Source organism: Kitasatospora sp. NPDC057500 (assembly GCF_042802195.1).
In the GTDB taxonomy this organism is placed as follows: domain Bacteria; phylum Actinomycetota; class Actinomycetes; order Streptomycetales; family Streptomycetaceae; genus Kitasatospora.
In genome coordinates, this window is sequence record NZ_JBHVER010000014.1 from 1 (window position 1) to 22,855 (window position 22,855).

The 22,855-nt window shown below is 70.8% G+C and carries 20 protein-coding genes, 1 tRNA gene and 2 pseudogenes; 13 read left to right on the top strand and 10 right to left on the bottom strand.

Annotated features, from left to right (window positions below; all coding sequences use genetic code 11):
• Positions 1–89: 89 nt before the first annotated feature.
• The 3 genes from tgmA to tgmC are packed head-to-tail and all read left to right on the top strand — an operon-like array spanning position 90 to position 2,466.
• The gene (gene tgmA, locus ACFU74_RS05185; protein ID WP_380751954.1) at positions 90–362 is read left to right on the top strand and encodes a putative ATP-grasp-modified RiPP; all 273 of its coding nucleotides are present in this window, start codon (positions 90–92) and stop codon (positions 360–362) included.
• Complete coding sequence (tgmB, locus tag ACFU74_RS05190; RefSeq protein WP_380751957.1) at positions 362–1,327, top strand: ATP-grasp ribosomal peptide maturase; 966 nt, start codon at positions 362–364, stop codon at positions 1,325–1,327. The genes tgmA and tgmB overlap by 1 nt, the downstream gene beginning before the upstream one ends.
• Positions 1,324–2,466 carry an ATP-grasp peptide maturase system methyltransferase gene (gene tgmC, locus ACFU74_RS05195; RefSeq protein ID WP_380751960.1) on the top strand — a complete coding sequence of 381 codons (1,143 nt, stop codon included), beginning with the start codon at positions 1,324–1,326 and terminating at the stop codon, positions 2,464–2,466. Before tgmB ends, tgmC begins: the two co-directional genes overlap by 4 nt.
• Before the next feature lie 136 nt (positions 2,467–2,602).
• Here the strand turns inward: tgmC and ACFU74_RS05200 are convergent, their stop codons facing one another.
• Positions 2,603–3,790 carry a glycosyltransferase gene (locus tag ACFU74_RS05200; RefSeq protein ID WP_380751963.1) on the bottom strand — a complete coding sequence of 396 codons (1,188 nt, stop codon included), beginning with the start codon at positions 3,788–3,790 and terminating at the stop codon, positions 2,603–2,605.
• A gap of 401 nt (positions 3,791–4,191) precedes the next feature.
• Here ACFU74_RS05200 and ACFU74_RS05205 point away from each other — a divergent pair, with 401 nt between their 5' ends.
• Positions 4,192–4,665, top strand: a complete 474-nt coding sequence (locus tag ACFU74_RS05205; RefSeq protein WP_380751966.1) for a hypothetical protein — start codon at positions 4,192–4,194, stop codon at positions 4,663–4,665.
• A gap of 15 nt (positions 4,666–4,680) precedes the next feature.
• Here the strand turns inward: ACFU74_RS05205 and ACFU74_RS05210 are convergent.
• From ACFU74_RS05210 to polA, 7 genes and pseudogenes are all read right to left on the bottom strand, one after another.
• Positions 4,681–4,869, bottom strand: a pseudogene (locus ACFU74_RS05210) (IS5/IS1182 family transposase); the annotation flags it as partial.
• A complete protein-coding gene (locus ACFU74_RS05215) occupies positions 4,811–5,278 on the bottom strand; it encodes an NUDIX domain-containing protein (RefSeq protein ID WP_380751969.1) in 468 nt (155 codons plus the stop codon). The gene ACFU74_RS05215 and the pseudogene ACFU74_RS05210, both read right to left, overlap by 59 nt.
• Positions 5,279–5,341: 63 nt before the next feature.
• Positions 5,342–6,103, bottom strand: a complete 762-nt coding sequence (locus tag ACFU74_RS05220; RefSeq protein WP_380751972.1) for a GNAT family N-acetyltransferase — start codon at positions 6,101–6,103, stop codon at positions 5,342–5,344.
• Positions 6,104–6,197: 94 nt separating this feature from the next.
• Complete coding sequence (locus ACFU74_RS05225) at positions 6,198–6,596, bottom strand: hypothetical protein (RefSeq protein ID WP_380751975.1); 399 nt, start codon at positions 6,594–6,596, stop codon at positions 6,198–6,200.
• Positions 6,597–6,750: 154 nt separating this feature from the next.
• Positions 6,751–7,860, bottom strand: coding sequence for a DUF3103 family protein (locus ACFU74_RS05230; RefSeq protein WP_380751978.1), 1,110 nt, complete (start codon positions 7,858–7,860; stop codon positions 6,751–6,753).
• A gap of 155 nt (positions 7,861–8,015) precedes the next feature.
• Positions 8,016–8,702 (bottom strand): hypothetical protein, encoded by a 687-nt coding sequence (locus ACFU74_RS05235; RefSeq protein WP_380751981.1) that lies wholly within the window; start codon positions 8,700–8,702, stop codon positions 8,016–8,018.
• Positions 8,703–8,790: 88 nt separating this feature from the next.
• Complete coding sequence (gene polA, locus ACFU74_RS05240; protein WP_380752148.1) at positions 8,791–11,472, bottom strand: DNA polymerase I; 2,682 nt, start codon at positions 11,470–11,472, stop codon at positions 8,791–8,793.
• A gap of 386 nt (positions 11,473–11,858) precedes the next feature.
• Here polA and ACFU74_RS05245 point away from each other — a divergent pair, with 386 nt between their 5' ends.
• From ACFU74_RS05245 to ACFU74_RS05270, 6 genes are all read left to right on the top strand, one after another.
• Positions 11,859–12,272, top strand: a complete 414-nt coding sequence (locus ACFU74_RS05245; RefSeq protein ID WP_380752151.1) for a PaaI family thioesterase — start codon at positions 11,859–11,861, stop codon at positions 12,270–12,272.
• Positions 12,273–12,816: 544 nt separating this feature from the next.
• Complete coding sequence (locus ACFU74_RS05250; protein ID WP_380751984.1) at positions 12,817–14,052, top strand: branched-chain amino acid ABC transporter substrate-binding protein; 1,236 nt, start codon at positions 12,817–12,819, stop codon at positions 14,050–14,052.
• A 131-nt stretch (positions 14,053–14,183) separates the two neighbouring features.
• On the top strand, positions 14,184–15,113 hold the full coding sequence (locus ACFU74_RS05255) for a branched-chain amino acid ABC transporter permease (protein ID WP_380751987.1): 930 nt from the start codon (positions 14,184–14,186) through the stop codon (positions 15,111–15,113).
• Between the two features lie 5 nt (positions 15,114–15,118).
• On the top strand, positions 15,119–17,050 hold the full coding sequence (locus ACFU74_RS05260; RefSeq protein WP_380752153.1) for a branched-chain amino acid ABC transporter permease: 1,932 nt from the start codon (positions 15,119–15,121) through the stop codon (positions 17,048–17,050).
• 7 nt (positions 17,051–17,057) lie between these two features.
• Positions 17,058–17,915 (top strand): ABC transporter ATP-binding protein, encoded by an 858-nt coding sequence (locus ACFU74_RS05265; RefSeq protein WP_380751990.1) that lies wholly within the window; start codon positions 17,058–17,060, stop codon positions 17,913–17,915.
• Positions 17,912–18,628 carry an ABC transporter ATP-binding protein gene (locus ACFU74_RS05270; RefSeq protein ID WP_380751993.1) on the top strand — a complete coding sequence of 239 codons (717 nt, stop codon included), beginning with the start codon at positions 17,912–17,914 and terminating at the stop codon, positions 18,626–18,628. Before ACFU74_RS05265 ends, ACFU74_RS05270 begins: the two co-directional genes overlap by 4 nt.
• Positions 18,629–18,691: 63 nt before the next feature.
• Here the strand turns inward: ACFU74_RS05270 and ACFU74_RS05275 are convergent, their stop codons facing one another.
• Entirely contained in the window at positions 18,692–19,384 is a 693-nt protein-coding gene (locus ACFU74_RS05275; RefSeq protein ID WP_380751996.1) for an ANTAR domain-containing response regulator, read from the bottom strand.
• Between the two features lie 61 nt (positions 19,385–19,445).
• Here ACFU74_RS05275 and ACFU74_RS05280 point away from each other — a divergent pair.
• A tRNA-Leu gene (locus ACFU74_RS05280) sits at positions 19,446–19,528 on the top strand.
• 102 nt (positions 19,529–19,630) lie between these two features.
• A pseudogene (locus ACFU74_RS05285) lies at positions 19,631–19,777 on the top strand (transposase); the annotation flags it as partial.
• Positions 19,778–20,014: 237 nt separating this feature from the next.
• On the opposite strand, the gene pyk reads toward ACFU74_RS05285, so the two are convergent.
• A complete protein-coding gene (gene pyk / locus ACFU74_RS05290; RefSeq protein ID WP_380751999.1) occupies positions 20,015–21,445 on the bottom strand; it encodes a pyruvate kinase in 1,431 nt (476 codons plus the stop codon).
• A 282-nt stretch (positions 21,446–21,727) separates the two neighbouring features.
• On the opposite strand from pyk, the gene ACFU74_RS05295 reads away from it, so the two are divergent.
• Positions 21,728–22,843 (top strand): substrate-binding domain-containing protein, encoded by a 1,116-nt coding sequence (locus ACFU74_RS05295; RefSeq protein ID WP_380752002.1) that lies wholly within the window; start codon positions 21,728–21,730, stop codon positions 22,841–22,843.
• The last annotated feature ends 12 nt before the right edge of the window (positions 22,844–22,855 follow it).

Sequence of the window (22,855 nt, forward strand, 5' to 3'; positions counted from 1 at the left end):
GCGCAGGAAGTCGGCCACCCCGACTTCGTGCGCGGAGACCCCCGCCCCGACTGGGACGGGATGACCATCAAATCCGCTCAGGAGGATGTATGACGCAGACGCCCGTACCGTGGGGCATCAGCAGGATGGAGCCCTATGCGGCCACCGCCACGCTCCCGGCGTTCACGCCCGTGATCGACCCCGAGACGCAGATCGCCGTCATCGTGGACGAGCGCGGCCGAACGGTCGAGCTGGGCAGCCACGGCACCAGCACCAGCGGTGTCACGCCCACCCAGACGAGCCCCGGTGACGGGGCCGCTCCGGGCGGGGCCACCGACAGCGACGTCACCGAATCCTACGACCAGGACCAGAGTTCAGGCTGATGGACCACCGAAGCGGGTCGGTGCTGGTACTGACCACCTCCTCCGACGTGACGGCGGATGCGGTACTGCGGGTACTCGCCGAGCGCCGGGTTCCCGTGGTCCGTCTCGATCCCGGCACCGACCTGCACGCGGGCGCCTCGCTGACCGCCGCGTACAGCGTGGACGGTCAGCGGGGTACCCTCCGCACGTCGAGCCGTGAGCTGGACCTCACTGCCGTTCGTTCCGTCTGGGTTCGCAGGCCCTCCCCCTACGAGGGACCGCTTGACCTTGACGGCCAGGACCGCCGGTTCGCCGCCTCGCAAACGTTCTGGGGAGCGGGTGGCATCCTGGCCTCGCTCCCCGGAGCCCATTACATGAACCATCCCTGGCACAACCGGGCGGCGGAGTACAAACCGGCCCAGCTCGCCGCCGCACAGCGCTGCGGATTCCACGTTCCCCACACGCTGATCACCAACGACGCGGACGAGGCACGGGAGTTCACCGACCACCATGCCGGTGGCACGGTCTACAAACCCGTGTGGAACACCCCGTACTCCGCCGACGGGCAGGCTCGGGCCGCATGGGTCCGCGAAGTCCGCAGCCAGGAGATCAACAACGCCGTGACGGCGTGTCCGCACATGTTCCAAGCCAGGATTCCGAAGGCGTACGACACCCGGGTGACCGCAGTCGGAGACCGGCTGTTCGGCACCCGCATCGACAGCCCGGACGTCGACTGGCGATACCGACAGGACCGGATGCGCTGCCGCCCCATCGGCATCCCCTCATCGGTTGCCGAGGCCGTCGCCCAATACCTCGCCGCCTTCCGGCTCGCCTTCGGCGCCTTCGACTTCGCCGTCACCGCAGACGGCACGTGGCACTTCCTGGAGTGCAACCCGAACGGGCAATGGGCGTGGCAGCCGGCCGGGACCACCCACCGAATCGCAGTCGCGATCGCCGACCAACTGGGAAGAGGCCACGACCAGTGACCACCTCGGACACCTTGCGCACCGCCCTGGTCGAGCAACTCACCGAGAACGGCACGCTCGCCGATCCCGCGTGGGCCGAGGCCGCCGCCGCAGTACCCCGCGAACTCTTCGTGGGTTCCTACTTCGCTCCGGTCGACGGCAGCGCCCCGACCAGCTACCGGACCATCCTCCGCGACGCCCCCGGGTGGCTGGAGGGGGTCTATGCCGACCGCACGCTCATCACCCAACTCGACGGCCGCACCAGCCCGGAAGACATCGGCGACCGGCACGTGACGGGCTCGCCGTCCTCGTCCTCCACGTTGCCTTCGCTCGTGCTGGGCATGTGGCAGCGGCTCGGCGCGGACGCCGGTCATCACGTCCTCGAAATCGGCACCGGGACCGGCTACTCGACCGCCCTCGGCGCACACCGCCTCGGCGACGGGAACATCACCAGCATCGAGTACGACCCCCTGGTGGCAGCACGCGCCGCTTCCGCGCTTCGGGCCGCCGGCTACGCCCCGCGCCTCATCGTCGGTGACGGTCTCGGCGGGGACCCGAACGGCAGCGCCTTCGACCGGCTGATCGCTACGTGCTCGGTCCGCTACCTGCCGATGGCCTGGCTTCGCCAGGTGAAGCCGGGTGGCCGCCTCCTGGTCACCCTGTCCGGGTGGAGCTACGCCAACGCGCTGGCACTCCTCGACGTAACCGGCCCCGGCGAGGCCACCGGCCGGTTCCTGCCGGGCTACACCAGTTTCATGATCGCCCGGCCCCATGACCGGCCGCCCCGTCCCACCCTGGCCCTTCTTCCCGGGGAGGAGCGCGCGAGCCGGATCGATCCCGCGAAGCTCGACACGTGGACCGGCGGTTGGGTCGCACAGCTCGCGGCGCCCTCCGCCGAGCGGATGGGAGCCGGCGGGCGGCAGATCCTCTCGGACGTGGCCACCGGCTCGCAGGCCAGGACCATGCCCGACCCCGAGGGCGGGTGGACCGTGGTTCAACGCGGACCGCTCCGCCTGTGGGACCAGGTGGAGACCGCCGTCGAGGCCTGGCAGAGCGCGGGCGAGCCGCACCAGGACGCCTTCGGCCTCAGGGTCTCGGCGACGGGCCAGCGGGTCTGGCTCGGCAGCGAGGACGGCCCGGGCTGGGACCTCCCCATCTGACCCGCCGACGTGCCAGAGCCCCCACGACCCGGCCGAGGGCTGCGAAGCGGCCGTGCCAAGCCGGCGGTCAGAGTTGGCTGCCCCAGTACGGCTTGACGGGAGTTCAGCCGTTGCCCCGGGATCCGGTGACCGCCCATCAATGCTCGACGGCGGCCGACAGAACCAGGTCCGCCAGCCGGTCAGCGGCATCCGGCCGACCGTAGGAGCGCGCGCACTCGGCCATGCCCGCGCGGCGGTGGCTGTCGGTCAGCAGCGGATCGACCGCCACACGGAGGCGCTCCGCCGTCACATCGCCGAGCAGCGCGACCGCCGCCCCGGCATCGTGCAGGTGGCCGGCGTTGTGGGCCTGCTCGTTGCCGGCCGAGCTGGCGAGGGGAACGAGAACCGAGGCCTTGCCCAGCGCCGTCAGCTCCGCGATCGTGCCCGCCCCACTGCGGGAGACCACCACATCGGCCAGTGCGAGGACATCGGGCAGCTCGGGGCCGACGAACCCGGTGAGCAGATACCGGGACACCAGATGCGGGGGAAGAGCCGCGGCGCGGGCCCGCAAGGCTTCGACGTTCGCCGGGCCGCACTGGTGGATCACGTTGGCACTGGCCAGCAACCAGGGCAGAACGTCGGCCACCAGTCCGTTGATCTGCTCCGAGCCCTGCGCGCCTCCGGTGACGTACACCGTCGGCAGGTCACGGCGGAAGCCGTGCAGCCCAAGAGCCTGGATCGCCCTTTCCGCATCACCGGTCAGCACCTCGGGCCGCACCGGATTGCCGGTGACGACCGCGAGCGAGCGGACCGCCTCCGGAAGCAGCGGCAGCGTGGACTCGGACGACACCGCGATGCGTGCCACCCGTCCTGCGAGCGTTCGGTTGGCCAGGCCTAGGCGCACCGTCTGCTCGTGGACGACCAGCGGGCGACGACACAGCGAAGCGGCGATGCCCACCGGAACCGCGACGTATCCGCCCGTGGCCAGCACCACATCCGGGCGGAACCGGGAGACCACCGCGCGGGCCTGGACGACACCGAGCGGCACACGCGCCATGTCCCGGACGTTCGCAGGGGAGACCATCTTGATCGGATTCCGGTGGCGCCGGATCTTCCCCGTGGCGACCGCCGCGAACTCGATCCCCTCACCCGCCGCGACACGGGACTCCAGGCTGTCCGCCGTGCCGACCCACAGCACGTCCAGCGCCCGGCCGCCGGCGGCGAGCCTCGCCCGCGCGGTACGGACCGCAGTGAGCGCCGGGTATGTGTGGCCGCCGGTTCCGCCGCCCGTCACGATCAGCCGGAAGGCCCGCTCCGGGTGGCGGCCGACGGCATCGCTGGTCACAGAGCAACTCCCCATCCGTTCACGCCTGGAAGCGGCGCCCGACACAGCGGACGATAGCAGGAAGCACCGTCCTCACCATCGGCACGCGAACTGTGCGCTGCCGCAGTCAGCTTCACCCCATCGAGGGCACGTCCGTGACACATCCCGCGGCAGCCCGACCACGGCGGAGCGCGCCAACGCCAGGAGCCGAACGACGAGCGGTGGCCAGGGGCCTGTCAGGCGGATCACGAGGCGGAAGGCGGCAGGTCGGTCTGGTGTGTCCCGCAAGTGGCGCAGTGCCCGATCACGGTCCGCAGGTCCTGCCCACACGACGTGGGAAATGGTTGGGCGACGCCGCGAGCAGGCGTGTCAATCTGAGGCCACACATGGCCTGACCGCTGATCCACCGTAGGAGCGCGCAAGTGAAGCATGTCGATCTCAACGCCCAAATCGGCGAGCTCTCGGGGATCGTCGACCCCCGCACGTACCTTGAGCTTCTGCCGGCGCTGAGCACGAAACTGCCCCAGGGCGCGAGGGCATTCGCCACAGATGGGGGCCACTACGACTTCACAGGACGACGCTGTGTGAAGGACCTGTCGTTCTACCGGGCCGCCTTCCTCGACAACAGTCGAGAATTCGACCTCCGCCTCCGGCACAACTGCTGGAAGCATGACGAGGACCTGGCCATTCACTACACCGGGGTGACTGGGATCCGGATCGACGCTCCGAACGAAGTGTCCGGCTGGGAGAGCCTCGGCACGCTGATCCTGGACGAGATCCTTCCCCACGACCACGGCTGCACGCACGAGATCGCTTTCAGGGCCGGTTCGGTCGTCATCACGTGCGCGGACATCACCGCCACATGGGTCGACGCAGACTGCCCCGAAGATCACTGAAGTTTAGGATCAAGCTCAGGGCCTGAGCCACAAGCGGATCGAGGCCTCGGTCACGGTGCCCGTGAAGGCGTAGGCGCGCTTGTCGGAGCGCGTGGCCACAGCGCTGAAGTGCTTGAGCTGGTTGATCATGCGTTCGACCTCGTTGTCAGCGCACCACGGGGATCGCCCCGGAGCGCCAGTCGGCCAGCCGCCTGCGGATGTTCGACACCATCGGCAGATCATCCGTTTCGGTCGGGGTGAACCACGCCACCTCGTGGGACTCGTCGGACACCCGCAGCTCCCCGCCGAGCGGGCGTCCGAGGAGGCAGATGGAGAACTCCTGCCGGACCTCGCCGTCGTCGTAGGCGAACACGTGCCGGGGGTCGGTGTAGGTGCCGACGATTCCGGTGATCTCGATGTCGATGCCGGTCTCCTCGCGGGTCTCGCGCACCCCGCACCCGGCGAGCGACTCGCCGATGTCCATCCTGCCGCCGGGCAGCGCCCGCATCCCGTTGTCGGTACGTCGCTGGAGAAGAACCCGGCCCGCATCGTCGACCACGACCACGGACGCGGCCGGGACCAGGGAGTTGGCCTCGGGAGCGTTGGGGTCGTCCTCGTAGTCACGCCTGGGCATGATCCACCACCTCCGTCATAGGTACGGTCCAGGTGTGCGTAGGAAGTCGGGCCCGCCGACTTCCTACGCCGAGGCCCACCAGGTCGAGGGGGCCGCGACCTGGTAGCCCAGGGACTCGTAGAGCGGCCTGCCCAGTTTCGACGCGGTGAGGGTGGCCGGGAGGTCCGCGACGTGGGCGAGGGCGCCGAGCATGACGGCGCGGCCCACGCCGCGGGAGCGGAAGGCGGAGGAGGTGGCGATCCAGTAGTGGCTGGCGACGCCGTCGGCCACCACGCTCACGCCGGCTCCTGCGGCGACGCCGTCGACCGAGGCGACGAACACGTCCACGCCCGGCTGTTCGATCAGCGTCGTCGGGAAGAGCTCACCGGCGCGGTGGGGCTCGAATGCGTTCAGCTCGAAGCCTTCGATCACGATCCGCTCGGCCGCCCGGAGGTCCTCGGGCCGCCGCGCCCGGGTCACCTCCAGGGCCGGGGCGTCGGCGGGGCCGGGCAGGCGCAGCATGACCGGCATCTGCCAGGTGCGCAGGCCCAGGTGGCTCAGGTCCGTCGAGCTGAACGGATCCTCGACGGTCACCGGGCCTGCCGCACGGCGGACCAGCCCGCTCACCTCGGCCGCCTCGCCCGGGTCGAGGTCGGGTTCCTGGACCAGGATCCGCAGGCCGGCGCGCGCGTCGCCGTCGACGGCGACGAATCCGCGCCGCCGGATCACCTCGTGCCCCCGGGACACGCCGGTCGCGGTCCAGAAGGCGGCGGAGTTGCGGGCCTGGAGCGTCGGTGCCCCGGCCAGGGCGGTGGGCCGGCCGGTCGACGTGGATTCCGTTGTCATCGGGCCCACGGTAGTACGGGATCACTCCCATCACAGGGGGTGTTCAACTGCGGGCCGTCCGGCCCGACACGTCGCGGCAGCGGGCCTGGCCGGGTCAGGCGATGGTGGCGGTGACGGCGGACCAGCCGGGTGCGAAGCCGAGGTCGGCCAGGTCGGCGTGGATCCCCCCGGTGCCGAGGCGGCCGGCGGCGGCCGAGCCGTCGGCGGCCCGGTGGACCAGCAACTCCCGCCCCACGGGCACGATGTGGGTCCAGGACGTGGCGAGACCCCCCGAGGCCAGGTCGGCGAAAGCGCCGTCGAGGTCGAGCCGGCCGGTGGCGATGCGGCCCTCGCTGATCCGGCGGAACAACAACTCGCGGCCCACCGCGGCGACATGCGTCCAGCCGGCCGGCGGCGTGATCACCGGGGGCTGGGCGAACCGGCCGTCCTGCTCGATCCGGCCGGCGTTCGGCACCCCGTCACCGGCGCGGTAGAAGAGCAGCTCTCTGGACATCGGACCGTCGCGTCCCGTCGGAGGAAGCACCACTGGGGGTGCACGCGGTCACCGCAGGGCGTGTCGCGGGACAGCCTCGCTCTCCACGCTACGCGCACGCTCCCCCGGTGCCGCCGGCCCCGGGAGGGGGCCGACGGCGGGGGTGGGGCGGGGGTCAGAGCTGGCTGACCCAGTAGGGCTCGACGGTCATCCAGCCGTTGGCGCGGGCGCCGTTGAGGCGGCCGGTGCTGGTGCGGGCGAGGGTGTACCAGGAGTCGACGTAGTCCGGGTCGTCGACCCACCAGGAGGCGGGCAGTGCGTCCAGGACTGCGTTGACCAGGGGGATGTAGGCGCCCTGGTCGGTGATGGTGAGCAGGACGGCGGCGACGGCCTTGGCGAGGGCGAGGTAGTTGGTGTCGCCGTCGTCCTCCATCAGGACGACGTCGGCCAGGTTGTACTTGTAGTTGGACCAGTTCACCAGGATCTGGTTCGGGTAGTACACCGTGCCGTCGTACTGGAGGTAAGGCATGGTGACCGGGTCGACCCGGACCTTGCCGTCCTGGCCGAAGCCGCTCACCAGGCTGAACATCTCGGCGGCTCCCTTGAACCAGGGCTCCTCGTCGTCGTTCACCTGGATCGAGGTGATCTTGGTGCCCCACCAGCCGGACGCGGCCTGCGCGGCGGGTCCGAGGCCCTGGGCGGCGAACTCCCGCCGGAGCAGCTCGATTCCGGCGGTCATCGCCTTGGCCGTGTCGATGTCGACCAGGTAGACGGGGCGGGTGGGCAGGGTGCCGGTGTCGAGGCCGAGGGCCCGGCCGGCGGTGTCGTAGGCGCGGACGGTGCGGGCGTGGTCGTCGGTGGCGGCGACGGCGACCAGCGGTGCGGTGCCCGCGTCGAGGGCTGCGCGCATCGAAGGGTCGGCCAGTTGGACGCGCAGCAGCGGGCCGAGGTCGGCGCCGAGGCCCTTGGCGGCGGCGATGCCGCGGTCCGCCCGGGTGGTGGCGGCGGCGAGGCCGGGGGCGCCGGCGGTCAGCGGGGCGAGTTCGGCGCCGCCGGGGGCGGCGGTCGCCGAACGCAGCCGCTCGCGCAGGGCGGGGTCGGTGAGGGAGGTGGCGAGGGTGCGGGCGACGCCGTCCTCGATCGCGGCCACCTGGGAAGCGGGCGCGGGGACGGCGGGGGCGGGGACGGCGGGGGCAGGGGCGGCCGCGGCCTGGCCCGCGCCGAGCGCGAGCAGGGGCAGGGCCGTGAGCACGACGACGGCGCGTCGCAGGCGGGACTGGGACATGAGGGGATCTCCAGACTCGTCGGGTGAGGCGTCGGAGCGTTGGTGCGGACCGGCGCCGCGATCAAGAAACGACGGCGCCATGACAAGTGAAGGGGCTCCCTGACCCGGTATCAACCCCTGGCGCCACAAAGGTCGGCGAGGACCCCCGCCCCGGCTCACCCGCCGCCGGAGAAGCCCCCGCCGGAATTGGCCGAGCCCGAGCCTCCGTAGACCCAGCCGCCGGAGGGGGCGGGGGGCTTGGGGCGGACGCGTCGTTCGGTGTGACGCAGGACGGGGACCCCGGCCGGGCCGAGCAGGTCCTTCAGGGAGCGCTGGAGCGCGTCGGCGTCGGTGCCGTCCGGCGCCCGGCGCGGGCCGTCGCCGCCGGCCGAGGTCACCACCGTGATGGTGAGGGTACGGGCGGCCGGCGCGGGGTCGCCCTCGTAGGGCTCCTCCACGCTCTCGTCCAGCTGGATCCGCCGCAGGCCGGAGATCGGGGCCCAGGCATCGGCGCGGACGCCCCGGACGAAGCGCATTTCGGTCGGCGCCCGGGCCGGGGTGAACTGGACCCGGCGAACCGACCGCAGTTCGGCGACCGCGAGGAACGGCCACAGCAGCAGCGCGGCGCCGGCCCACAGCACCCCGCAGACGGTCACCGCGGCCACGAAGGTGGCACCCACGATCACCGCGACCATCACGACCAGGAGGACCGCGGGCAGGAAGGCGAGGCCCACGGCGAGCAGCGTGGCGAGCGCGCGCAGCACCAGGAGCACGGCGGCGGGCCAGGACCCCCCGCCCGCTTCGAGCACCAGGTCGACGGTGTCGCCGTCACGACCGCGTCGGATCAGCTCTTCGGCAGGCATACCCGCCAGGGTAGGACCGCTCCCCGACGCCGAGAAGGCCCCGGGCGAAGCCTCGACGAGGCTCCACCCGGGACCTGTTGACGGTGCCTCAGTGCGCGGCGGCCTCCCAGTCGCCGCCCACGCCGACCGAGACGTCCAGCGGGGCGCGCAGCGGGTAGGCGCCCGCCATCTGCTCGCGGACGATCGCCTCGACCGGCTCGCGCTCGCCCGGCGCCAGCTCCAGCACGATTTCGTCGTGCACCTGGAGCAGCATCCGGGACGTCAGCCCGGCCGTGCGCAGCGCCTCGTCCACCCGGAGCATGGCGATCTTGACGATGTCGGCGGCCGAGCCCTGGATCGGGGCGTTGAGCGCCATCCGCTCGGCCATCTCGCGGCGCTGGCGGTTGTCGCTGTTGAGGTCCGGCAGGTAGCGGCGGCGGCCGAGCAGGGTCTCGGTGTAGCCGGTGGCGCGGGCCTCCTCGACGACCCGGTGCAGGTAGTCCCGCACGCCGCCGAACCGCTCGAAGTAGGTGTCCATCAGGCCCTGGGCCTCGGCCGGCTTGATGCCGAGCTGCTGGGAGAGCCCGTACGCGGAGAGGCCGTAGGCGAGGCCGTAGGACATCGCCTTGATCTTGCGGCGCATCTCGGCGTCCACGGACTCGCCCGGCACCTCGAACACCTGGGAGGCGACGGTGGTGTGGAGGTCCTCGCCGGTGGCGAAGGCCTCGATCAGCGCCGCGTCCTCCGAGAGGTGGGCCATGATCCGCAGCTCGATCTGCGAGTAGTCGGCGGTGAGCAGCGACTCGTAGCCCTCGCCGACGACGAAGGCGCGGCGGATCATCCGGCCCTCCTCGGTGCGCACCGGGATGTTCTGCAGGTTGGGGTCCTGCGAGGAGAGCCGGCCGGTGGCGGCGACCATCTGGTTGAAGGTGGTGTGGATGCGCCCGGCCGGGGAGACGGTCTTGAGCAGGCCCTCGACGGTGGTGCGCAGCTTGGCCTGGTCGCGGTGGCGCAGCAGGATGACCGGCAGCTCGTTGTCGGTCTGGGTGGCGAGCCAGGTGAGCGCGTCGGCGTCGGTGGTGTAGCCGGTCTTGATCTTCTTGGTCTTCGGGAGGGCGAGTTCGCCGAAGAGGATCTCCTGGAGCTGCTTGGGCGAGCCGAGGTTGAACTCGTGGCCGGCCGCGGCGTGCGCCTCCTCCACCACGCGCTGGATCTCGGCGGCGAACTGGGACTCCAGGCCGGTGAGCCAGCCGCGGTCGGCGGCGATGCCGGTGCGCTCCATGCGGGCGAGCAGGGCGGCGATCGGCAGTTCCATGTCGCGCAGCAGCTCGGTGGCGCCGACCTCGGCGAGGCGGGTGTCGAAGAGCGCGGCGAGGTCGAGCACGGCGCGGGCCTGGAGCATCAGGGCCTGGGCGTGCGCGGCCGGGTCCTCCTCCGGGGCGTCGAAGGCGAGCTGGCCGGACTCGGCGGCGGGGGCCGGGGCGAGCGAGCGGGCCAGGTACTCCTCGGCGAGCACCTCCAGGGTGAAGGTGCGCCGGCCGGGCTTCTCCAGGTAGGCGGCGAGGGCGGTGTCGGCGACGACGCCCTCGATGGTCCAGCCGCGCTCGGCGAAGGCGCGCATGACCTGCTTGGCGATGTGCAGCGCCTTGGGCGCGGCCGGGTCGGCCAGCCAGCCGGCGAAGGCGCGCTCGTCCTCCTCGGCGAGCAGTGCCGGGTCGAACCAGGCGGCGGTCTCCCCGGCGGCGAGCGCGACCTCGGTGACCTCGCCGCTGCCGAGCGCCCACTGGTAGACGGCGGCCAGCGCGACCGGGGACTTCTCCGTCGCGTGCTCCCGCAGCCAGGCGGCGAGGGTGCCGGGGTCGGTGAGCAGTTCGCCGTCGACGTCGACGCCGGGGGCGAGTTCGGCGGCCTCGGGCTCGGCGGCGGCCGGGTCGATGCCGAAGACCCGGTCGCGGAAGTTGGCGTTGCGGAACTCCAGCGACTCCATCAGGGCGCCGACGGCCGGCTGGTCGAACGGCGCGCGGGCCAGGTCCTCGACGCCGAGCGGGAGTTCGACGTCGCGGACCAGCTCGGTGAGGACGCGGTTGCGCTTGACCGAGTCGAGGTGCTCGCGCAGCTTCTCGCCGATCTTGCCCTTGACCTCGTCGGCGCGGGTGACCAGTTCCTCGAAGGAGCCGAACTGGTTGACCCACTTGGCGGCGGTCTTCTCGCCGACGCCGGGGATGCCGGGCAGGTTGTCGGACGGGTCGCCGCGCAGCGCGGCGAGGTCCGGGTACTGGCGCGGGGTGACGCCGTACTTCTCGGCGACCTTCTCCGGGGTGTAGCGGGTCAGCTCGGAGACGCCCTTGGTCGGGTAGAGCACGGTGATGTGCTCGCTGACCAGCTGGAGCGAGTCGCGGTCGCCGGTGACGATGTCGACGTCGTAGCCGGCCGCCTCGGCGGCGGTGGCCAGGGTGGCGATGATGTCGTCGGCCTCGAAGCCCTCGGCGGTCAGCCGCGGCACGTTCATGGCGTCGAGCAGTTCGCCGATCAGGCCGACCTGGCTGCGGAACTCGTCCGGGGTCTTGGCGCGGTTGGCCTTGTAGTCCGGGAACTCGACCGAGCGGAAGGTCTGGCGGGAGAGGTCGAAGGCGACCGCGAGGTGGGTCGGCGCCTCGTCCCGGACGGTGTTGGCGAGCATCGAGGCGAACCCGTACACCGCGTTGGTGGGCTGGCCGGTGGAGGTGTTGAAGTTCTCCACGGGCAGCGCGTAGAACGCCCGGTAGGCCATGGAGTGCCCGTCGAGCAGCATCAGGCGGGGCCGCGATCCGGTCCCGCCGCCACCCGGCGCGCCCTTGTCCGTACTCTGCGTAGCCACGTCAACGTCCGTTCCTGCCGATTCCACTACCGGCCACCGATCCTAGGGCCCGGCACCGACAAAAGGGGCACGCCGGGGGCGGGCGCCCCTCCGGTGCGCTCGCGCCCCGGGCGCCACACCCGTTTCCTCCCGCCACCGCCCCTACCGCCGAGTAGGACGGTCGTACGATCACAGGCAGCACGACGACGCGACCCCCGAGCGGCAGGAGCTCCCCCATGACCGATCCGGCCCCCGACGCAGCCACCACCTCCCCCACCGCACCCCCCGGCGCGACCCCGGGCGGCGCCGCCCCGGCCCCCCTCCTCGACGTCTCGCCGGAGATGCTGGAGCACTTCGCCCGGCTCGGCGTGGACCCGGGCACCTTCTCCGGCGGGCGGCTCGGCGAGAAGCTGGGCATCCGGATCGTCGAGGCCTCCGGCGACCGGGTGGTCGGCACCATGCCGGTGGACGGCAACCAGCAGCCGTACGGGCTGCTGCACGGCGGCGCCTCGGCGGCGCTGGCCGAGACGCTGGGCTCGGTCGGCGCGATGCTGCACGCCGGCCCGGGCCGGTACGCGGTGGGCGTGGACCTGAACGCCACCCACCACCGCTCGGCCACCTCCGGTCTGGTCACCGGCGTGGCGACCGCCGTCTTCAAGGGCCGCACCGCCGCCACCTACGAGATCGCGATCACCGACGACACCGGCAAGCGGGTCACCAGCTGCCGCCTCACCTGCATGCTGCGCGACCTCTGACCCGATTCATCGTCAAATCCCTTGCCCGCCCCCTTGTTTGACCTTCAACCGCCTTGGGCAGTCGTTGGTCTGGACAAGGGGGCGGCGGCATGTCCGGGCATTTCGGGCAATGTAACACTGCGTAACAAGTAGGACATCCGAGCAACTGACAGTTCCAGGGGGGCGAACCAGGCGAAAGCGGCCCGTCGACCGGGTCGACGTCCGATATTCGGACGCACACGACCGGCACCAACACCGCGGACGGCGCCGTTCGATTATCGGTGAGGCCAGGAGTCACCTGCCCTTCTACGCCTTACATAGGGCGAGTTGGGAACGGAGCCCCCGGTACCAGCGGATCGATCGGACCGGAACGACCACATGCTGAGACGAATTCTCTGTGTGCTCATAACAAGAGAATCACAGCCTCGCCGCACCACTGCCCGAGCCGCCGACCGGCATCTAGAGTCACGCCCAGTCACCGCGCCACCGGAATGGGCCAGGCCCACCGCGCATTCAGGCTCCCGCCGTTCAGGCGCGGCGCCCTCCTGAACCGAAGGGGATCCCCGTGCGTCATCGTTCAGCAGTTGTCGTGAGCATTGCCGTGATCGGCGCCCTCACCCTCACCGCCTGCGGCTCCCGCGACGACAAGAAGTCCGGGGACAGCGGCCAGGGAAGCGGCTCCACCACCACCGTCGTCATCGGCGTCGACGCCCCGCTCACCGGCGACCTCTCCGCCCTCGGCCTCGGCCTTCGCAACTCCGCCCAGCTCGCGGTCAACCAGGCCAACGAGAGGAACGAGGTCCCCGGCATCAAGTTCGAGCTCAAGGCCCTCGACGACACCGGCAAGCCCGCCCCCGGCCAGCAGAACGCCACCCAGCTGGTCGGCGACAAGAACGTCATCGGCGTCGTCGGCCCGCTCAACTCCAGCGTCGCCCAGTCGATGCAGCAGATCTTCAACGACGCAGGCCTCGTCCAGATCTCCCCCGCCAACACCGGCGTCGCCCTCAGCCAGGGCGAGAAGTGGGCCACCGGCGAGAAGTCCCGCCCCTTCAAGAGCTACTTCCGCACCGCCACCACCGACGCCATCCAGGGCCCCTTCGCCGCCGACTACCTGGTCAAGGACGCCAAGAAGACCAAGGTCTTCCTCATCGACGACCAGAAGACCTACGGCGCCGGCCTCGCCGCCACCTTCAAGGGCCAGTTCCTCAAGAACGGCGGCCAGGTCGTCGGCGAGGAACACATCAACCCCGACGACCGCGACTTCGCCGCCGTCGTCACCAAGGTCAAGTCCTCCGGCGCCGAAGCCGTCTACTACGGCGGCGAGTACCCCGCCGCCGGCCCGCTCTCCCTCCAGCTCAAGGACGCCGGCGTCAACATCCCCCTGATGGGCGGCGACGCCATCCAGAGCGGCGACTTCATCAAGCTCAACCCCAAGGGCCAGGGCGACCTCGCCACCGCCATCGGCCTGCCCGTCGAACAGCTGCCCACGGCCGCCAAGTTCATCGCCGACTACAAGAGCGCCGCCTTCAAGGACCCCTACGAGACCTTCGGCGGCTACTCCTACGACAGCGCCTGGGCCATCATCCAGGGCGTCAAGGCCGTCGTCGCCGCCAACAACGGCAAGCTGCCCGACACCCCCCGCCCCAAGGTCGTCGAGGCCGTCCAGAAGATCTCCTTCGAGGGCGTCACCGGCAAGGTCTCCTTCGACGAGTTCGGCGACACCACCAACAAGCAGCTCACCGTCTACACCGTCAAGGACGGCAAGTGGGCCGCGGAGAAGTCCGGCACCTTCAGCGGCTGAACCGCTCCTGACCTACCGTCAGGCACACCGCAACACGCCGGAGTCAGCGCGCGGGGGCGCCACGAGCACCCCGCGCGCACCCACATCCACCACCCACGCGGACACCCCACACGCACAACGGAGGCCCAGCGGTGCAAGACCTACCGCAGCAGCTGGCCAACGGCCTGATCCTCGGAGCCCTCTACGGGCTCGTCGCGATCGGCTACACGATGGTCTACGGCATCGTCCAGCTCATCAACTTCGCCCACGGCGAGATCGTCATGGTCGGCGGCTTCGGCGCCCTGACCGCCTACCTCGCCCTCCCCGGCGGCACCACCCTGTGGCTGGCCCTACCGCTGATGCTGATCGCCGGCATCCTGGTCTCCACCCTCACCGCCGTCGCCGCCGAGCGCTTCGCCTACCGGCCACTGCGCAAAGCCCCCCGGCTCGCCCCGCTGATCACCGCGATCGGCCTGTCCATCGCCCTGCAGCAACTGGTCTTCGCGTTCTACCCGGACGCCAAGAAGGCCCGGGTCTTCCCGAAGATCCCCGGCGATCCCTTCGAGATCGGCTCCGTCGCGATCCAGCGCAGCGACCTCTTCCTGATCATCGCCGCCCCGCTCTGCATGATCGCCCTCGGCTGGTTCGTCACCCGAACCCGCTCCGGCCGCGCCATGCAGGCCACCAGCCAGGACCCCGACACCGCCAAGCTCATGGGCATCGACACCGACCGGATCATCGTCATGGCCTTCGCCATCGGCGCCGCCTTCGCCGCCGTCGCCGCCGTCGCCTACGGCCTGCGCAGCGGCCAGGTCGACTTCCGGATGGGCTTCCTGCTCGGCCTCAAGGCCTTCACCGCCGCCGTCCTCGGCGGCATCGGCAACATCTACGGCGCCATGCTCGGCGGCATCACCCTCGGCCTCGCCGAAGCCCTCGCCACCGGCTACATCCAGAACCTCCCCGGCATGCACCTCTTCGGAGGCGGCGCCTGGAAGGACGTCTGGGCCTTCGTACTCCTCATCGTCGTCCTGCTCGTCCGGCCCCAAGGCCTGCTCGGCGAGCGCGTCGCGGACAGGGCGTGAGCACCATGACCACCAACAGCACCGAAACCACCCCGGTCATCCCCCTCCCCGGCCGCACCGCCGCCCTCCTCACCGGCCTCGGCGCCCTCGCCGTCACCGGCTCCGCCCTGATGCCCTGGACCTGGACACCCGACTACCCGGGCGACCTCACCTACTACGGCTCCCCCGCCGGACTCCAGTGGCTCGCCCTCATCGCAGGCCCGGTCACCCTCCTCCTGCTGCTCGCCACCCAGGGCGTCCCCGGCCTGCGCTGGGCCGCCCCCCGGCACAGCCACAACGCCGTCCTGCTCGCCGCCACCGGCGCCCTCGCCGTCGGCTGGTTCTCCGTCCTGTCCATCGCCACCGACCTCGGCGGACTCGCCCACCTCGAACCCGGCGGCTGGATCCTCGCCGCCGGCTCCCTGCTCGCCGTCGCCGGCGCCCTCGGCCTCCCGCTCGACCGGCGCACCGCCGTCCCGCTGCGCATCCTCGACCGACGGCTCTTCCTGCTCGTCCCGATCGCCCCCGTCCTCTGGTTCGCCACCCACGCGATCCCCGAGGACAAGCCGGTCGCCCCGGTCCTCACCGCCCTCGCCGGCGGCATCGCCATCGCGACCGGCGCCGTCCTGCTCGTCCAGCTCGGCCACCTCGCCAACACCTGGCTGCGGCTCGGCAACGTCCAGCGCCCGCTGCCCACCCCGCGCGAGCTGCCGTCCTGGGCCGAGGTCGGCCTGATCGTCGTCGCCTTCGCCATCGGCCTGTTCGCCATCACCTTCGGCATCGACACCGAGTACGGCGAACTCTTCACCGGCTACCTGCTGCTCGCCGCCTCCGTGATCGCCGCACTCGGCCGCTCCGGACTGATCGCCCGGCTGCGCGCGCTCACCGTCAAGTACCAAGCCGTGACCACCGGCGCCGCCTTCGCCGCCGCCGCCAGCTTCCCCTTCACCCAGACCAGCGACCAGTACACCTCGGTCGCCACCAACATCCTGATCTTCGCCACCGTCGCCCTCGGCCTCAACATCGTCGTCGGCCTCGCCGGCCTGCTCGACCTCGGCTACGTCGCCTTCCTCGGCGTCGGCGCCTACAGCGCCGCCCTGGTCTCCGGCTCCCCCGCCTCGCCGATCCACGTCCAGTTCCCGTTCTGGGCCGCCGTGCTCACCGGCGCCGTCGTCTCCATGGTCTTCGGCGTCGTCATCGGCGCCCCCACCCTGCGACTGCGCGGCGACTACCTCGCCATCGTCACCCTCGGCTTCGGCGAGATCTTCCGCATCACCATGCTCAACCTCAACGGCACCACCGGCCCCAAGGTCACCAACGGATCCAACGGCATCCCCCGCATCCCCGACCTCACCATCCTCGGCTGGGACCTGGGCAAGCCCACCACCGTCTTCGGCGTCGAACTCGGCCGCTTCTCCAACTACTACCTGCTGATGCTCCTCGTCACCGCCCTGGTCGTGCTGGTCTTCGCCCGCGTCGGCAACTCCCGCATCGGCCGCGCCTGGGTCGCCATCCGCGAGGACGAGACCGCCGCCGAGGCCATGGGCATCAACGGCTTCCGCCTCAAGCTCCTCGCCTTCGCCCTCGGCGCCTGCCTCGCCGGCCTCGCCGGCACCGTCCAGGCCCACGTCAGCTACACCGTCACCCCCGACCAGTACACCTTCGCCGAGGCCCTCCCGCCCAACTCCGCCTTCCTGCTGGCCGCCGTCATCCTCGGCGGCATGGGCACCATCAGCGGCCCGCTGGTCGGCGCCACCCTCCTCTTCCTCATCCCGAAGAAGCTGGAATTCCTCGCCGACTACCAGCTGCTCGCCTTCGGCATCGCCCTCATCGTCCTCATGCGCGTGCGCCCCGAAGGCCTCATCCCCAACCGGCGCCAGCAGCTGGAGTTCCACGAGGCCGCCATCCCCGCACAGCCCACCGGCGACGGCGTCGCCCTCACCAAGGCAGGGGCGTGACCCCCAGATGACCACCGCCAACGCCCCCGCACCCGCCGACGCCGCCCCCGGCCCCGCCGCACCCCTGCTCGACGTCTCCGGCGTCACCATGCGCTTCGGCGGCCTCACCGCCGTCAACAACGTCTCGCTCACCGTCCGCCACGGCGAGATCATCGGCCTCATCGGCCCCAACGGCGCCGGCAAGACCACCTTCTTCAACTGCCTCACCGGCCTCTACGTCCCCACCGAGGGCACCGTCACCTACCAGGGCACCGTCCTGCCCCCCAAGCCCCACCTGGTCACCCAGGCCGGCATCGCCCGCACCTTCCAGAACATCCGGCTCTTCGCCAACATGACCGTCCTGGAGAACGTCCAGGTCGGCCGGCACAGCCGGATGCGCCAGGGCCTGCTCTCCGCCGTCCTGCGCAGCCCCGGCTACCGCCGCTCCGAAGCCGAGAGCCGCGAGAAGGCCATGGAACTCCTGGAGTTCACCGGCCTCGCCGGCAAGGCCGACCACCTCGCCCGCAACCTCCCCTACGGCGAGCAGCGCAAGCTGGAGATCGCCCGCGCCCTCGCCTCCGACCCCGGCCTGCTGCTCCTCGACGAGCCCACCGCCGGCATGAACCCGCAGGAGACCCGGGCCGCCGAGGAACTCGTCTTCGCCATCCGCGACCGGGGCGTCTCCGTCCTCGTCATCGAGCACGACATGCGGTTCATCTTCAACCTCTGCGACCGCACCGCCGTGCTCGTCCAGGGCCAGAAGATCGTCGAGGGCGACCGCGAGACCGTCCAGAACGACGAACGCGTCATCACCGCCTACCTCGGCGCCCCGCTCGAAGGCACCGCGCTCGAAGGCACCGCCCCCGTTACGGAGACCGACCAGTGACCGCACTCCTCGAGGTCCAGGACCTCCGCGTCGCCTACGGCAAGATCGAGGCCGTCAAGGGCATCAGCTTCACCGTCAACCAGGGCGAGGTCACCACCCTGATCGGCACCAACGGCGCCGGCAAGACCACCACCCTGCGCACCCTCTCCGGCCTGCTCAAGCCCACCGCCGGAACCGTCACCTTCGACGGGCAGCCGATCAACACCGTCCCCGCCCACCGGATCGTCGCCCTCGGCCTCGCCCACTCCCCCGAGGGCCGGCACATCTTCCCGCGCATGACCATCGAGGAGAACCTGCTCCTCGGCGCCTTCCTGCGCAGCGACACCGACGGAATCGCCAAGGACGTCGAACGCGCCTACGGCCTCTTCCCCATCCTCGGCGAACGCCGCAAGCAGGCCGCCGGCACGCTCTCCGGCGGCGAACAGCAGATGCTCGCCATGGGCCGGGCCCTGATGTCCCGCCCCAAGCTGCTGATGCTCGACGAGCCCTCGATGGGCCTCTCGCCGCTGATGATGCAGAAGATCATGGCGACCATCGTCGAGCTCAAGGCCGACGGCACCACCATCCTGCTGGTCGAGCAGAACGCCCAGGCCGCGCTCTCCCTCTCCGACCGCGGCTACGTCATGGAGACCGGCACCATCGTCCTCCAGGGCACCGGTGCCGACCTCCTGCACGACGAGTCCGTCCGCAAGGCCTACCTCGGCGAGGACTGACCCGCCCGTTCCACGGGGAAGGGCCCCGGCACACCCGTGCCGGGGCCCTTCCCGTCCCGCCGGCTACTCCGCAGGACCCTCGGCCTCCTCGGCCTTCTTGCGGTCCTGCGCGGCGCCCTCCTCGATGACCGCCTCGGCCACCGCCGCCATCGTCATCCGGCGGTCCATCGACGTCTTCTGGATCCACCGGAACGCGGCCGGCTCGTTCAGCCCGAACTTGGTCTGCAGCACGCTCTTCGCCCGGTCCACCAGCTTCCGGGTCTCCAGCCGCTGGGTGAGATCCGCGATCTCCTCCTCCAGCGTCCGCATCTCCGTGTACCGGGACACCGCCATCTCGATCGCGGGCACCAGGTCGCTCTTGGAGAACGGCTTGACGATGTACGCCATCGCCCCCGCGTCCCGCGCCCGGTCCACCAGCTCCCGCTGCGAGAACGCGGTCAGCATCAGCACCGGCGCCAGGTGCTGCTCGTGGATCTGCTCGGCCGCCGACAACCCGTCCAGCACCGGCATCTTCACGTCCAGGATCGCCAGATCCGGCTTCAGCTCCTGCACCAGCCGGACCGCCGCAGCGCCGTCCCCGGCCTCCCCGACGACGGTGTACCCCTCCTCCTCCAGCATCTCCTTCAGATCGAGACGGATCAGCGCCTCGTCCTCGGCGATCACAATCCGGGTGATCTGGGGCGAATCGGTCTCAAGCGGCTCTGCCTGCTCGTCGGCGGTGCTCACGGGGCTCCTCGTTCCGGCGGGGTACTGCATGCACGAGGGTACCTAGCTGCGCCGAACGATGCGCGCAGGGTATCCTTCACGGGCGCGACTAGCCGGGTTGGTGGAAGGGCAGACACGATCGCCTCAAAAGCGATTGCCTGAAAGGGCGTGTGGGTTCGAATCCCACACTCGGCACAAGATTTTCCTTACATTCCCAGACAGTGGGAATTTCATCACATCGAGTGGCATTCAGCGGTCTCCCTGCCAGGGCTCGCCCTCCAGCCGAGGCTGTCGCACATGACCACGAATTCTGTGCGCGAACAGGCCGTCCACCTCCTTCGCGGAGGCGTGGCGAACGCCGAGGTGGCCCGCCGATTCGGCGTCCCGCCCGGCACCGTCTCCTGGTGGAAGCACCAGGACCGCGCCAAGCACGGAGAGCTCCCCGGCCGGAAGCGCTCCACCTGCGTCCACTGCCAACACCTCGACCGACATCGTCCGCCTCTTCACGGACACCCTCGACTCCGTCGGCGTCGAGTGGAAGGCCTCGGCCCCCGGCCGACCGGCCAGGTGAACGTGTCCGTCGCGCGCAGGGAGTCCGTGGCGCTCATGGACACCCACATCGGACCCAAGCACTGAGGCCGGCGCGGCCCCCTCCCGGAAGGCCGCGCCGACGGGGGTGGGTCAGTTGTCCAGGGTCCCCACGTGGTGGACGCGGACGAGGTTGGTGGAGCCCGCGAGGCCGGGCGGGGAGCCGGCGGTGATGACGACGATGTCGCCCTTCTGGCAGCGGCCCAGGGAGAGCAGGGCGGCGTCGACCTGCTCGACCATCTCGTCGGTGGTGGGCGCGAACGGGCCGAGGAAGGTCTCCACGCCCCAGGTGAGGGCGAGTTGGCTGCGGACGGCCGGTTCGTAGGTGAAGGCGAGGACGGGGATCGGCGAGCGGTAGCGGGTCAGCCGGCGGGCGGTGTCGCCGGACTGGGTGAAGGCGATCAGGTACTTGGCGTGCAGGAAGTCGCCGATCTCCGCGGCCGCGCGGGCGACGGCGCCGCCCTGGGTGCGGGGCTTGGTGCCCGGGATGAGCGTGGGCAGACCGGCGGACAGGATGTCCTGCTCGGCGGCCTCGATGATCCGGCCCATCGTGCGGACCGTCTCGGACGGGTACTTCCCGACCGAGGTCTCGCCGGAGAGCATCACCGCGTCGGTGCCGTCGAGGACGGCGTTGGCGACGTCGGAGGCCTCCGCGCGGGTGGGCCGGGAGGAGTTGATCATCGAGTCGAGCATCTGGGTCGCCACGATGACCGGCTTGGCGTTCCGCCGGGCGAGCTTGACGGCCCGCTTCTGGACCATCGGCACCTGCTCCAGCGGCATCTCCACCCCGAGGTCGCCGCGGGCCACCATGACCCCGTCGAAGCGGTCCACGATGGAGTCGAGGTTCCGCACCGCCTGCGGCTTCTCGATCTTGGCGATGACCGGGACCCGGCGCCCCTCCTCGTCCATCACCCGGTGGACGTCCTCGACGTCCCGTCCGCTGCGGACGAAGGAGAGCGCGACCAGGTCCGCCCCGGCCCGCAGGGCCCAGCGCAGGTCGGCGATGTCCTTCTCGCTGAGCGCGGGCACCGACACGGCGACGCCGGGGAGGTTGAGGCCCTTGTGGTCGGAGACCAGGCCGCCCTCGACGACGACGCAGCGGACCCGCGGCCCGTCCACCTCGACGACCTCCAGGGTGACCCGCCCGTCGTCGACGAGGATCCGCTCGCCGGCGGTGACGTCCCCGGCGAGTCCGGGGTAGGTGGTGCCGCAGCCGTTCTGGTCTCCCTCGACGCCGTTGTCGGTGGAGATGGTGAACTCGTCGCCGCGTTCGAGAAGTACGGGACCCTCGGCGAAGGTGCCGAGGCGGATCTTCGGGCCTTGAAGGTCGACGAGAACGCCGACGCTGCGGCCGGTCTCGTCCGAGGCCTTGCGGACCCGGCGGTAGCGCTCCTCGTGCTCGATGTGGGAGCCGTGGCTCAGATTGAATCGGGCGATGTCCATCCCGGCGTCGACCAGGGACTTGATCTGGTCGTAGGTGTCGGTGGCGGGCCCGAGGGTACAGACGATTTTTGCTCGGCGCATACTGCTGAGAGTAGGCATTACCGGCGCGTAACGACGATGCGGGTCCAAACAAGAGGATGGCCGTTGCCGTAAGGAGAGTTGAACAATCTGACACAACGTCGGACCGGTGTGCGAGAGGTTCCCCGGAGTCGTCGGTGCCCGCTCCCCGATGCGATTCCGTGAAGGTGTGTTCACCCCTGGTTCACCGTCACTTCCGCCACCGCTCGCGGCGTGGCGGGACGCTCGTCATCCCGGTGCGATGCCGGGCCCGGAAGTGGTTCCGACGAGGGGGAAACGTCCGGCATGAAGCGTGGTGCGTTCGGGGTCGTGGTGGCACTACTGGTGGCCGCCGGCCTGGTGTTCACGGCCGTGAACCTGTTCAAGAAGGACCCGGAGCAGTCCGTGGTCAAGATCACCGGCGTCATCGGATCGGAGAAGGGCCCGTTCTTCGCGGATCCCGAGGTCAAGGCCGCGCTGGCCAAGAGGGGGCTTGAGGTCAGCGTGCAGAGCGCCGGCTCCTGGCAGATGAACGACGTCAGGAAGGGGTCGGCGGACTTCGTCTTCCCGGCGAGCCAGCTGCCGGCCGACGAGATCGCGCAGCAGAACCAGCTGAACGGGACGCCGCCCCGGCCGTTCTACTCGCCGCTGGTGATCGTCACCCACCTGGACGTCGCCGGCGTCCTCAAGGAGAACAACCTGGCGAAGAAGAGCGAGAGCGGCGTCTGGACGTTCTCGATGGACGAGTTCCTCAAGGCGGTCTCCGCCAACCGGACCTGGGAGCAGCTCAACGCGGCGGAGCGGCCCAAGGCCCTCGCCGGGGACATCTTCCTGACCACCACCAACCCCGACACGTCCTCGTCCGGGACGCTCTACGTCGCGATGCTCGCCTACCTGCTGAACAACCACCAGGTGGTGACGGACCAGGCGACCGTGGGCTCCATCGGTCCGGCGCTGAAGGCCGCGGTCACCAAGCAGGGGATCATGAAGAGCTCCACGGAGGAGCCGTTCCTGGACTTCGTCTCCGGGAACGGCCGCCCGCTGGTCCTCGCCTACGAGTCGCAGGCGCTCGACCTGGTCATGAAGAAGACCGCTCCGGAGGACATGGTGGTGCTCTACCCGGACACCACCATCACCTCGGACCACACGCTCGTCGGGTTCACCGACAACGGGCGCAAGCTCGGGGAGGCGCTGGCCGACGACGCGAGGCTGCGGGAGCTGGAGGTCAAGTACGGCTTCCGGCCGCTGGGCGGCGTGGCCGGCGCGGAGGCGTTCACGAAGCAGGTGCAGAGCGTCAACGCCGCACAGAGCAACCCGAAGTTCGCGTTCGCCACCGATCTCCAGGCGGCGAACGTCAACAAGGCCACGGTACCGACCGCGGAGATCATGAAGAGCCTGGTCCAGGCGGCGAAGAAGCAGTGACGGGGGACATGG

Coding starts and splice junctions, on each gene's coding strand:
- tgmA (WP_380751954.1), top strand. CDS start 90: ATGACGCAGACGCCCGTACCGTGGGGCATCAGCAGGATGGAGCCCTAT.
- tgmB (WP_380751957.1), top strand. CDS start 362: ATGGACCACCGAAGCGGGTCGGTGCTGGTACTGACCACCTCCTCCGAC.
- ACFU74_RS05215 (WP_380751969.1), bottom strand. CDS start 5,278: ATGCCCAGGCGTGACTACGAGGACGACCCCAACGCTCCCGAGGCCAAC.
- ACFU74_RS05220 (WP_380751972.1), bottom strand. CDS start 6,103: ATGACAACGGAATCCACGTCGACCGGCCGGCCCACCGCCCTGGCCGGG.
- ACFU74_RS05225 (WP_380751975.1), bottom strand. CDS start 6,596: ATGTCCAGAGAGCTGCTCTTCTACCGCGCCGGTGACGGGGTGCCGAAC.
- ACFU74_RS05230 (WP_380751978.1), bottom strand. CDS start 7,860: ATGTCCCAGTCCCGCCTGCGACGCGCCGTCGTCGTGCTCACGGCCCTG.
- ACFU74_RS05235 (WP_380751981.1), bottom strand. CDS start 8,702: ATGCCTGCCGAAGAGCTGATCCGACGCGGTCGTGACGGCGACACCGTC.
- polA (WP_380752148.1), bottom strand. CDS start 11,472: ATGCTGCTCGACGGGCACTCCATGGCCTACCGGGCGTTCTACGCGCTG.
- ACFU74_RS05245 (WP_380752151.1), top strand. CDS start 11,859: ATGCTGGAGCACTTCGCCCGGCTCGGCGTGGACCCGGGCACCTTCTCC.
- ACFU74_RS05260 (WP_380752153.1), top strand. CDS start 15,119: ATGACCACCAACAGCACCGAAACCACCCCGGTCATCCCCCTCCCCGGC.
- ACFU74_RS05265 (WP_380751990.1), top strand. CDS start 17,058: ATGACCACCGCCAACGCCCCCGCACCCGCCGACGCCGCCCCCGGCCCC.
- ACFU74_RS05275 (WP_380751996.1), bottom strand. CDS start 19,384: ATGCAGTACCCCGCCGGAACGAGGAGCCCCGTGAGCACCGCCGACGAG.
- pyk (WP_380751999.1), bottom strand. CDS start 21,445: ATGCGCCGAGCAAAAATCGTCTGTACCCTCGGGCCCGCCACCGACACC.
- ACFU74_RS05295 (WP_380752002.1), top strand. CDS start 21,728: ATGAAGCGTGGTGCGTTCGGGGTCGTGGTGGCACTACTGGTGGCCGCC.